Below are 11,034 nucleotides of genomic sequence, written 5' to 3'. Positions count from 1 at the left end.
CGCCACGTCGCCCTCGGGCAACGGGCGGACCTCGTCGTCGTCGCCCCCGCCACCGCGGACCTGCTCGCCCGCGCGGCGAGTGGTCGGGCCGACGACCTCCTCACGTCCACGCTCCTCACCGCCCGCTGCCCGGTGCTCCTCGCCCCGGCCATGCACACGGAGATGTGGGAGCACCCCGCGACCCGACGCAACGTCGACACCCTCCGGGGGGACGGCATCCACGTCATGCCGCCGGCGTGGGGCCGGCTCACGGGGGCGGACACCGGCGCCGGACGACTTCCGGAGCCTGCCGACATCGCCCGGCTGGCCCGACTCCTGCTCGACGGGGGATCACTGCCGTGGGACCTCGCCGGGAAGACCGTCGTCGTCACCTCCGGCGGCACGCGCGAGGAGATCGACCCCGTTCGCTTCCTCGGCAACCGCAGTTCGGGCAAGCAGGGTCACGCGATCGCCGCGGTGGCCGCCGCCCGGGGGGCCCGCGTGACGCTGGTGACGTCCTCCGATCTGCCGACTCCACCCGCGGTCGAGGCCGTGCACATCGAGTCGGCGCTGGAAATGCGTGAGCGGACGCTGCGCGCAGCGGCCCACGCGGACGTCGTGATCAAGGCCGCCGCCGTCGCCGATTTCCGGCCGGCCGACGTGGCGGACTCCAAGCTCAAGAAGGACAGCGGGTCGGAGCCGACCGGGATCCGGCTGGTGCGCAACCCCGACATCCTCGCCGACCTGGTCGCCGCCCGCGGGTCCGGAGACGTCCCGGCCGACTGCGTGCTCGTCGGGTTCGCCGCCGAGACGGGCGACTCCTCCGGCACCGTCCTCGAACACGGCAGGGCCAAGCTCGCCCGGAAGGGGTGCGACCTCCTGGTGGTCAACGAGGTCGGACGCGGCACCACCTTCGGCGAGGACGTCAACGGCGGGTGGATCCTCGACTCCTCGGGCGGCGAGGTGCTGGTGGACAGGGCGAGCAAGGACGTCCTGGCCGGTCGGATCCTCGACGCGGTGGCGGCGATGTGGAGCCGACCCTCCGGCGTGAGCGCCGCGGACCGCACCGACTAGTCTGTTCCCACGCGATCCCACCATGGAAGAGAGAACCACTGTGACGCAGGCACTCCGGCTGTTCACCAGCGAGTCCGTGACCGAGGGCCATCCGGACAAGATCTGTGACGCGATCTCCGACTCCATCCTCGATGCGATGCTGGCGCAGGATCCGGACGCCCGCGTCGCGGTGGAGACCATGGTCACCACCGGTCAGGTCCACGTGGCCGGCGAGGTCAGGACGAGCGGCTACGTGGAGATCCCGCAGCTCATCCGCGACACGATCGTCAAGATCGGCTACGACTCCTCGGACAAGGGCTTCGACGGCGTCTCCTGCGGCGTGTCGATCTCGATCGGCCAGCAGTCCCCGGAGATCGCCCAGGGTGTGGAAACCTCGCACGAGGCCCGCACCGGGGACGGTTCCGCCGAGGACGCCATCGCCAGCCAGGGCGCAGGCGACCAGGGCCTCATGTTCGGCTACGCCTGCTCGGACACCGACGAACTGATGCCGTTGCCGATCGCACTGGCGCACCGCCTGTCTCGTCGACTCACCGAGGTCCGCAAGGACGGGACCCTGCCCTACCTCCGCCCGGACGGAAAGACCCAGGTCACCATCGAGTACGACGGTGACAAGGCGGTCCGGTTGGACACGATCGTCATCTCGACCCAGCACGCGGAGGGGATCGACATCGAGACCACACTGCGTGACGATCTGACCGAGCACGTCATCGACCCGGTGCTGGCCGAGGCGGCGGGCGGGATCGACACCGCGTCGCTCCGGCTCCTGGTCAACCCGACGGGAAGTTTCGTCCTGGGCGGCCCGATGGGCGACGCCGGGCTGACCGGTCGCAAGATCATCGTCGACACCTACGGCGGCATGGCCCGCCACGGCGGCGGCGCCTTCTCCGGCAAGGACCCGTCCAAGGTGGACCGTTCGGCCGCGTACGCCATGCGGTGGGTGGCCAAGAACATCGTCGCCGCCAAGCTGGCGGACCGTGTCGAGGTCCAGGTCGCGTACGCGATCGGCAAGGCCGCTCCGGTGGGGCTGTTCGTCGAGGCGTTCGGCACCGAGAAGGTCGACATCGCGGTGCTGCAGCGGGCGGTGTCGGAGGTGTTCGATCTGCGTCCGGGCGCGATCATCCGCGACCTGGACCTCAAGCGCCCCATCTACGCCGCCACGGCCGCGTACGGGCACTTCGGCCGGACCGACATCGAGCTGCCCTGGGAGCGGATTGATCGGGTCGAGGACCTGAAGAAGGCCGCCGGGCTCTGACGTCCGACCCCCGGATGTCGTAGCGGGGTGCGAGGATCCGAGGCCGTGACCACAACGCACCCGGTGACCCGGGTCCCGGCGGCAGTCGCCCCCGTGGCCCGGGTCCTGCCGTTGCTCGGTGTGCCGCACCTGGACCGCGAGTTCGACTACCTGGTCCCGGAGTCGCTGTCCGAGCAGGCGAGGCCCGGGACCCGCGTGCGCGTGCGGTTCGCAGGCCGGCTCGTCGACGGTTTCCTGGTGGAGCGGGCCTCGGGGACGGACCACCGGGGCGAGCTGTCCTGGCTGGAGCGCGTCGTCTCCACCGAACAGGTTCTCACTCCCGACCTGCTCCGGCTGGTCGAGCTCGTGGCCCGTCGCTGGGTGGGCACGCGCTCGGACGTCCTGAGATTGGCCATCCCGCCCCGACACGCCGCCGCGGAGAAGTCGGTCCCCGAGGCGCAGCCCCCGCGGGGCGTCACCGCCGGGCCGGTGGAGATGCCCGACGGGTGGGCCGACCATCCCATGGCGGCGAGGTTCCTCGAGGCGACGGCCGCGGGGGTGCCGGCCCGGGCCGTGTGGACGGTCCCGCCGGGTCGGGACTGGGCGCACGCCCTGGCCACCCTCGCGGACTCGGTGCGGCGCCGGGGGCTGCAGGTGCTGCTCATCGTGCCGGACCAGCGGGATGTCGACCGGCTCACTTCGGCGTGCCGCGAGGTGGTCGGAGGGGGGACCGCCGGACGGGACCTGGTGGCCGACCTGTCCGCAGGGGTCGGACCCTCCGCCCGCTACAGGCGGTGGTTGCGCGCGGTCCGCGGCCACGCGCGCATCGTGGTGGGGACCCGCAGCGCCGTGTTCACGCCACTGCCCGAACCCGGTCTGCTCGTGCTGCACGACGACGGGGACGAGTCCTTTGTCGAACCCCGCGCCCCCTACCCGCACACCAGGGAGGTCGCCGCCCTGCGCTCCGAGACGGACGGCACCCCGCTCCTGCTCTCCTCCGTGGATCGCACCCCGGAGGTGGCGGAGTACGTCCGCTCGGGCTGGGCCCACGAGATCCGGCCCCTGCCCGGTGTGTTCCGGGCCCTCGCGCCGCGCGTCGTCGCGGTGACCGACGCCGACCCCACCCAGGCGCGGGACGTCGCCGGAGGCCGCACCCGCCTGCCGGCCGTGGCGCTGACGATGGCCCGCGAGGCGATCGACGTGGACGCCCCCGTCCTGGTCCAGGTGCCGAGGAAGGGCTACATCCCCACGTTGCTGTGCGGGTCGTGCCGCACCCCGGCGCGGTGCCGGCGATGCAACGGACCCCTGCGCGCGGGCCGGATGGACGCCGTGTACGGCCCCGTCGACCTTGCCTGCGGGTGGTGTGGGGCCCCCGACTCGGGCTTCCGGTGCGTCGCCTGCGGCTCGCGGTCGCTCCGGGCGGGCGTCGTGGGTGCCGGACGGACGGCCGAGGAGCTCGGGCGGATGTTCCCCGGGATCAGGGTGCGGACGAGCGGGGGAGGGGAGATGCTCGACTCGGTGCCTGCGAGCCCGGCCATCGTCGTGTCGACCCCCGGTGCCGAGCCCGTGGCGGAGGGCGGGTACGGCGCGGCGCTGCTGCTGGACTCGTGGGCCCTGCTCGGGCGGCCGGACCTCCGGGCCGTGCAGACCGCGCTCCGGCTCTGGATGGGCGCCGCGTCCCTGGTCCGCCCGGCCGAGGACGGGGGCCGCGTGTTCCTGTCCGCGGACTCGGAGTCACCGGTGGCCCAGGCCCTCGTGCGCTGGGACCCGCAGGGGTGGGCCGACCGGGAACTGGCCGACCGTACCGAGGTGCGCTTCCCGCCCGCCGTCCACATGATCGCGGTGGACGGACCGGCCGCGGCCCTGGCGGAGGTCCTCACCGAACTGCGGATCCCGGACGGCGTCGAGGTGCTGGGTCCGGTCGATCTGCCGGCCGGCGAGGAGCTCCCCGGCCAGGACGGGATCGACCTCCCGGAGCGGGTGCTGTTGCGGATCCCTCCGCCGCTTCTCGACCAGATGTGCGCCGAGGTGAGGGCGGTGGTCGTGGGGCGGTCGGGCCGACGGCACACCGCCCCGGTCCGGGTCCGACTCGACCCGATCCATATCGGCTGACCGGGCGATGGGGGGCCGGGTCCCGGCGACGACCTAGAATGGGCGCGTCACACGCCCCCCGCCCGCGAGGAGTTCCGATCCGCATGGCCGTCCACCCCGTCCGGCTCTTCGGCGACCCCGTCCTGAGGACCCCCGCCGACCCCGTCACGACCTTCGACGACAGGGTGGCCCGCGTCGTGGCGGACCTCATGGACACCGTCCGCCACGAGGACGGTGCGGGCCTGGCGGCTCCGCAGATCGGGGTGTCCTCGCGGGTGTTCGTCTACACCTGTGGGGGACGGGAGGGCCACCTGGTCAACCCGGAATGGCACCCGATCGGCACCGAGACGACCCTCGTCACCGAGGGCTGCCTCTCGATACCCGGGGTGTCCGAACCGACCGAGCGGTACGCGCGGGTCCTCGCCAGCGGCGTCGACATGCACGGTGACCCCGTGAGCTTCGAGGCCGAGGGCATCCTCGCCCGCGCCGTCCAGCACGAGACGGACCACCTCGACGGGGTCCTGTTCCTGCAGCGGCTCGCCCCGGAGCGCCGGCGCTCGGCGATGGCCGGGATCCGCGCATCCACCTGGTTCGGTCGCGCCGCCATCAGCGCGGGCGTCATCCACGACCACCCGGCCGACGCCATGGCGGTGAGGTGACCCCGTGCGCCTGATCTTCGCAGGGACGCCCGAGGCCGCCGTGCCCTCGCTCGAGGCGCTCCTCGCCGGCGGCCGACACGACGTGGTGGCCGTGGTCTCGCGCCCCGACGCCAGGTCCGGGCGTGGCCGGAGCGTGTCGCGCAGCCCGGTGGCGGCCGCGGCGGACGCGGCAGGCATCGAGGTCCTCACCCCACCCGGTGCCCGCGACCCGGAGTTCGCGGACCGGCTCCGCGAACTCGCACCCGATGCGGTGCCCGTGGTGGCATACGGGCACCTGGTCCCACGGCCGGTCCTGGACATCCCCACCCACGGGTGGATCAACCTCCACTTCTCCCTCCTGCCGGCGTGGCGCGGCGCCGCACCGGTCAACGCGGCCATCGAGGCCGGCGACGCGGTCACCGGCGCCACCACCTTCCGGCTGGACGAGGGCATGGACACCGGCCCCGTCCTGGGGACCATGACCGAGGCCATCCGACCTCGCGACACCGCCGGCGACCTCCTCGGCAGGCTGTCGGTGGCCGGCGCGGGACTCCTGGTCGCCACGCTGGACGCGCTCGAGACCGGGGAGCTGCGGGCGGTGCCCCAACCGGCGGAGGGGATCTCCCACGCGGGCAAGATCACCGTCGACGACGCACGGGTCCGCTGGGCGGATCCGGCACTGGCGGCGTGCTGCCACATCCGTTCGGTCACACCGGCGCCCGGCGCATGGACGACCCTCGACGGCGGCAGGGTCAAGATCGGCTCCGTCCGGCCCGCCGATGAGGGCGCCCGCCACCTCGGTCCCGGGCGGATCGAGTGGGACAAGCGTGGCGTCCTCGTGGGCACGGCCACCTCGCCCGTCGTGGTGGAGACGCTCCAACCGCCCGGCAAGAAGATGATGAGCGCGCTCGACTGGGTGCGCGGCGCACGACTCGAGGACGGGGCGGCATTCGTATGAGCGCAGAAGGCGGACAGGGCCGGGGCCCGCGCGGTGCCGGCCGGCAGGGCGGCGGGCAGGGGTCCGGCCGGCAGGCCGGCGGGCAGGGCGGCGGGCAGGGCGCAGGTCGACACGGCGCCGGCAGACCACGTACCGGCCGGTCCGGCGGGGGCCAGAAGGACGCAGCGGCCTCGACGCGGCCCCGCCCCGACGCCAGGTCGGTGGCCCTCGCGGTGATGACGGCCGTGCGTGAGCGCGCGGCCTACGCCAACCTCCAGCTCCCGGCCGAACTCCGCCGGGCCGGGCTCGACACCCGCGACGCGGCTCTGGCCACCGAGCTCACCTACGGCACCCTGCGCGCACAGGGGTTGCTGGACCGGATAATCGCCGAGGCCGCGGGCCGCCCGGTCGAGGAGATCGATCCGCCGGTCCTCGACCTGGTGCGGCTCGGCTCCTACCAGCTGCTGTACACCCGGATCGGTGCGCACGCGGCGGTCGACACGAGCGTGGAGGCCGCCCGCACGGCGGATCTGGGCCGGGCCGGGGCGTTCGTCAACGCCGTGCTGCGCAAGGTGGCCGTGCAGGATCTCGACGCGTGGGTGGCGATCCTCCGCGAGGGTGTGACGGATCCCGTCGCCCGCCTGGCCATCGGCACCGCGCACCCGGAGTGGATCGCCCGGGCGTTCGCGGAGTCGCTCGGGGCCGATGCGGCGGAGCTGCCGGAGCTCCTGGCCGCCGACGACGCCCGCCCGAAGGTGCACCTGGCCGCGCGGCCCGGTGAGATCTCGGCGGAGGAGCTCGCCCTGATCACCGGCGGTACGGAAGGGACGCTGTCGCCTTATGCCGTCCACCTGGACTCGGGCGACCCCGGAACGATGGAGCCGGTCAAGGACCGACTCGCCACCGTGCAGGACGAGGGCAGCCAGGTCGTCGCGGTGGCGATGTCCCGGGCGCCGCTCGTCGGCGAGGACGGCGGGCGGTGGCTCGACCTGTGCGCCGGCCCCGGCGGCAAGGCCGTGATGCTCGGCGCACTGGCCGAGTCCGAGGGCGCGACCGTGACCGGGATCGAGATCTCCGAACACCGCACCGACCTGGTGCGGGCGGCCACCAAGGGCCTCCCGGTGAAGGTGCACACCGCCGACGGCCGGGATCCCGGTCTGGAGCCGGGCTTCGACCGTGTACTCGTCGACGCCCCGTGTTCGGGTCTCGGGGCGCTTCGTCGTCGTCCGGAGGCCCGGTGGCGCAAGACGGCCGCCGACATCCAGGGCCTGGTCGTCCTGCAGCGCGCGCTCCTGGACTCCGCCCTGCGGCTGGTCCGACCCGGGGGCGTGGTGCTCTACACCACCTGCTCGCCGCACCTGTCCGAGACGGTGTCGGTGATCCGTGAGGCCGCCCGGCGGCCGGACGTGGAGCTGCTCGACGTCCGCGAGTTCCTGACCGGGGCGGACGGGACACCGATCGAGGGCCTGGGCGACGGACCGTGGGTGCAGCTCTGGCCGCACCGGCACGGCACCGACGCGATGTTCATGGCAGCACTACGAAGGAGCGACGATGCGTGAAGACGCCGAATTCGTCTCGCACGGTGACCGGTGTGCCGCCTGGATCTACCGCCCGGAGACACCCGCAGCCGGCACGACGACCCCGGCACCGGCCATCGTCATGGCACACGGTTTCGGGTGCATCCGGGACCTGCGGCTCCCCGCGTACGCCGAGCGGTTCCGGGACGCGGGCTTCGTCGTGGTGGTCTTCGACTACCGCCACTTCGGCGCCAGCGACGGGCAGCCCCGGCAACTCCTCGACATCGGCCGTCAACTCGACGACTGGCGGTCCGCGCTCGCCTTCACCCGGACGCTGCCCGGGGTCGATCAGGACCGCGTCATCGCGTGGGGCACGTCCTTCTCCGGAGGGCACGTCCTCACCCTCGCCGGCACGGGGGAGCGACTCGCGGGCGTCGTCGCCCAGGTCCCGCACGTCAGCGGCCCGGCCGCGGTCCGGGCGACGGGCCTCGCCGCGGCACTCCGACTCACCCCGGCCATCCTCGACGACCTGTGGCGCTCGGTGCGGCGTCGGGAACCGCGGTACGTGCCCCTGGTCGGACGACCGGGGGACGCGGCAGTCATGACGAGCCCGGACGCCGATCCCGCGGTGGACCGACTGGCGGCCGACTCGGGACTCCGCCGCAGCGACTTCCCCGACGACGTCGCGGCACGGATCCTGGTCCGGATCGGCTTCTACTCGCCGATGCGTCACGCGCGGCGGATCACCTGCCCCGCGCTGGTGCAGATCGCCACCCGGGACGCCATCACCCCCGCGGCGACCGCGCGTCGGGCCGCGGAGCGGATTCCGCGTGGACGGCACCTGGAGTACCCGTGCGAACACTTCGACCCCTACGTCGACCCGCACTTCGAGCGCATCGTCGCCGACCAGCTGGAGTTCTGCCTCTCGCTGGCGGGTCCGGCCGTCTGAGCAGTCCGACGCGGGCCCCGTCCACGCCCTCGGAAAGCCACCCGGACCCTCCCGCCCAGACTGGGCGGCATGTCGTACCAGCCGCCCCTCGCGCCGTCGATCCTGTCCGCCGACTTCGCCCGCCTGGACCGGGAGATCGAGCGGATCCCCGCCGCGGACTGGATCCACGTCGACGTGATGGACGGTCACTTCGTCCCCAACCTGTCCTTCGGCGCACCCGTGGCGGCGGCGGTCGGCAAGGTCACGGACAAGCCGATGGACTGCCACCTGATGATCGAGGACCCGGCACGGTGGGTGGGCGACTACGTGGACGCCGGCGCGTTCAACGTCACCTTCCACGTGGAGGCCACCGACGATCCGAAGGGCGTCGCCGACCTGCTGCACGCCAGGGGGTGCAAGGCGGGGATCTCGATCAAGCCCGGCACGCCCGTGGAGCCGTACCTCGCCCTGCTCGACCACGTGGACCTGGTCCTGGTGATGAGCGTGGAACCCGGCTTCGGCGGCCAGTCGTTCATGCCGGAGGTACTCGACAAGGTCCGCACGTTGCGGGCCGAGATCGACCGACGCGGACTCGACGTCCTGATCCAGATCGACGGCGGCATCGACGCCCGCACGATCGGCGAGTCCGCCGCGGCCGGTTGCGACGTCTTCGTCGCTGGATCCGCCGTCTACGGGGCGCCCGACCCGGACGCCATGATCGAGACCCTGCGCGCGGGGGCCGCGGACGCACGGGTATGACCGGGACCGGTCCGGACGTCCGACGGGCCCGGGAACGCGACGCCCTCGCCGAGGCGACGGCGCTCTCGGCGTCCGCGCTCGGGGTGTCCACGCCCAATCCGCCGGTCGGCGCCGTGGTGCTGGACAGCGCGGGCGAGGTGGTGGGCCGCGGCGCCACGGAGACCCCGGGGGGCCGCCACGCCGAGGTCGTCGCGCTGGACCGGGCGGGGGAGCGCAGCCGCGGGGGGACGCTGCTGGTGACGCTCGAACCGTGCGACCACCACGGCCGGACCGGCCCCTGCACGGCGCGCGCGCTCGCCGCGGGTGTCGCGAGGGTGGTCTACGCGGTGGGGGACCCGAATCCCGTGGCCGCCGGGGGCGCCGAGACGCTGCGGCGGGCGGGGGTGGAGGTGATCCCGGCCGACGACGACGAGGTGGCCGCCGCGCAGGACGGCCCGCTGCGGGCGTGGCTTCACCGTCAACGCGTGGGCCGACCACTGGTCACCTGGAAGTACGCGGCCACCCTGGACGGCCGGGTGGCGGCGGCCGACGGCACGAGTCGATGGATCACCGGCCCCGCCTCACGGCGTCACGTCCACGGCCGGCGGCAGGAGGTCGACGCCCTCGTCGTCGGCACGGGGACCCTGCGCGCCGACGACCCGTCCCTCACCGCCCGCCTGGACGACGGGACCCCCGCCCCGCGGCAACCCCTCCGGGCGGTGATGGGGCTGACCGACGTGCCGGCGGACGCCGCCGTCCGCGGCACCGACGGCCGCTTCCGGCACCTGGCCACCCGCGACCCCGCCGCCGCGCTCGACCTGCTCGGCGACGTCCACCATGTCCTGATCGAGGGCGGCCCCCGGCTGGCCGGCGCGTTCCTCGCCGCCGACCTGGTCGACGAGGTCGAGGCCTACCTCGCCCCGCTGGTGCTGGGCGCCGGGCGGTCCGCCGTGGAGGGGGCCGGCGTCAGTACCCTCGCCGGGGCCCACGCCTTCGAGGTCCGCGAGACCGCCCACCTGGGGTCCGACATCTACCTACGCCTGACCGCGCGCACCACATGACCGCGCGGACTACATTTCCGCACTGACGAGAGGACGCCACTGATGTTCACCGGAATCGTCGAGGAGCTCGGAGCCCTCGACTCGATCCACAGGGACGGGGACTCCGCGCGCCTGCGGATCCGCGGCCCGCTGGTCACCTCCGACGCGGGCCACGGGGACTCGATCTCCGTCAACGGCGTGTGTCTGACCGTCACCAGCATCGAGCCGGGCGAGTACTTCGACGCCGACGTCATGGCCGAGACCCTCGATCGCACCGCGCTGGGGGCGCTGGGCCCGGCGGACCCGGTGAACCTCGAGCGCGCCATGCGGGCCGACGCGCGGTTCGGCGGGCACATCGTCCAGGGTCACGTCGACGGCACCGGCGCGATCCTCAGCCGCACCGAGCACGAGCACTGGCAGGTCGTCCGGGTCTCGCTGCCGGCCGAGTTGAGCCGCTACGTGGTGGAGAAGGGCTCGATCACGGTGTCCGGCACCTCCCTGACCGTGTCCGCGGTGAGCGAGCCCGAGGCGGTGGATCCGTGGTTCGAGGTCTCGCTCATCCCCACCACCCTCACCGACACGATCCTCGGCGGACTCGCCGCGGGCGACCAGGTCAATCTCGAGGTCGACGTCCTGGCCAAATACGTCGAACGCCTGCTCGGCGGACGCGGTGGCCGGTCCGACTGACCGGATGCGCCATACTTGGGGACGCACCCGTGGCCGACGCCCGGGCTTCGAGGACTGAGGAGAACCCGCACCAGTGACCACCTTCGACGGCATTTACCGCGCCATCGCCGACATCGCGGCGGGCCGAGCCGGGGGCGTGGGGGTCAGCGAGGACCGCGGGAAAGAGGGGGACCT

The 11,034-nt window shown here is 73.6% G+C and carries 10 protein-coding genes; all 10 read left to right on the top strand.

The features are described from left to right. On the top strand, positions 1-1,053 hold a 1,053-nt coding region (coaBC, locus tag Q0444_RS02050), incomplete at its 5' end, for a bifunctional phosphopantothenoylcysteine decarboxylase/phosphopantothenate--cysteine ligase CoaBC (RefSeq protein WP_299020945.1). Positions 1,054-1,093: 40 nt separating this feature from the next. Continuing rightward, on the top strand, positions 1,094-2,305 hold the full coding sequence (gene metK / locus Q0444_RS02045; protein WP_299020943.1) for a methionine adenosyltransferase: 1,212 nt from the start codon (positions 1,094-1,096) through the stop codon (positions 2,303-2,305). A 45-nt stretch (positions 2,306-2,350) separates the two neighbouring features. Then, complete coding sequence (locus tag Q0444_RS02040) at positions 2,351-4,396, top strand: primosomal protein N' (protein WP_299020940.1); 2,046 nt, start codon at positions 2,351-2,353, stop codon at positions 4,394-4,396. An 83-nt stretch (positions 4,397-4,479) separates the two neighbouring features. After that, a complete protein-coding gene (gene def, locus Q0444_RS02035) occupies positions 4,480-5,034 on the top strand; it encodes a peptide deformylase (protein WP_291085937.1) in 555 nt (184 codons plus the stop codon). Between the two features lie 4 nt (positions 5,035-5,038). Next, on the top strand, positions 5,039-5,971 hold the full coding sequence (fmt, locus tag Q0444_RS02030) for a methionyl-tRNA formyltransferase (RefSeq protein WP_299020937.1): 933 nt from the start codon (positions 5,039-5,041) through the stop codon (positions 5,969-5,971). 215 nt (positions 5,972-6,186) lie between these two features. Beyond that, on the top strand, positions 6,187-7,509 hold the full coding sequence (locus tag Q0444_RS02025) for an RsmB/NOP family class I SAM-dependent RNA methyltransferase (RefSeq protein ID WP_299020947.1): 1,323 nt from the start codon (positions 6,187-6,189) through the stop codon (positions 7,507-7,509). Further along, positions 7,502-8,416: an alpha/beta hydrolase gene (locus Q0444_RS02020; RefSeq protein WP_299020935.1), complete on the top strand. Its 915-nt coding sequence runs from the start codon at positions 7,502-7,504 to the stop codon at positions 8,414-8,416. Before Q0444_RS02025 ends, Q0444_RS02020 begins: the two co-directional genes overlap by 8 nt. Before the next feature lie 69 nt (positions 8,417-8,485). Continuing rightward, complete coding sequence (gene rpe / locus Q0444_RS02015) at positions 8,486-9,154, top strand: ribulose-phosphate 3-epimerase (RefSeq protein WP_299020932.1); 669 nt, start codon at positions 8,486-8,488, stop codon at positions 9,152-9,154. Then, positions 9,151-10,194, top strand: coding sequence for a bifunctional diaminohydroxyphosphoribosylaminopyrimidine deaminase/5-amino-6-(5-phosphoribosylamino)uracil reductase RibD (ribD, locus tag Q0444_RS02010; protein ID WP_291085955.1), 1,044 nt, complete (start codon positions 9,151-9,153; stop codon positions 10,192-10,194). Before rpe ends, ribD begins: the two co-directional genes overlap by 4 nt. 42 nt (positions 10,195-10,236) lie before the next feature. Further along, positions 10,237-10,860: a riboflavin synthase gene (locus Q0444_RS02005; RefSeq protein WP_299020930.1), complete on the top strand. Its 624-nt coding sequence runs from the start codon at positions 10,237-10,239 to the stop codon at positions 10,858-10,860. Positions 10,861-11,034 lie beyond the last annotated feature (174 nt).

Source organism: uncultured Dietzia sp. (assembly GCF_937873725.1).
Taxonomy (GTDB): Bacteria; Actinomycetota; Actinomycetes; order Mycobacteriales; family Mycobacteriaceae; genus Dietzia.
This window is presented reverse-complemented; position numbering and strand designations above follow the sequence as displayed.

What these genes read in the sequence shown, in the direction of transcription:
- Q0444_RS02020 (WP_299020935.1), top strand. Translation starts at nt 7,502, where the DNA reads ATGCGTGAAGACGCCGAATTCGTCTCGCACGGTGACCGGTGTGCCGCC.
- rpe (WP_299020932.1), top strand. Translation starts at nt 8,486, where the DNA reads ATGTCGTACCAGCCGCCCCTCGCGCCGTCGATCCTGTCCGCCGACTTC.
- Q0444_RS02005 (WP_299020930.1), top strand. Translation starts at nt 10,237, where the DNA reads ATGTTCACCGGAATCGTCGAGGAGCTCGGAGCCCTCGACTCGATCCAC.
- def (WP_291085937.1), top strand. Translation starts at nt 4,480, where the DNA reads ATGGCCGTCCACCCCGTCCGGCTCTTCGGCGACCCCGTCCTGAGGACC.
- Q0444_RS02025 (WP_299020947.1), top strand. Translation starts at nt 6,187, where the DNA reads ATGACGGCCGTGCGTGAGCGCGCGGCCTACGCCAACCTCCAGCTCCCG.
- ribD (WP_291085955.1), top strand. Translation starts at nt 9,151, where the DNA reads ATGACCGGGACCGGTCCGGACGTCCGACGGGCCCGGGAACGCGACGCC.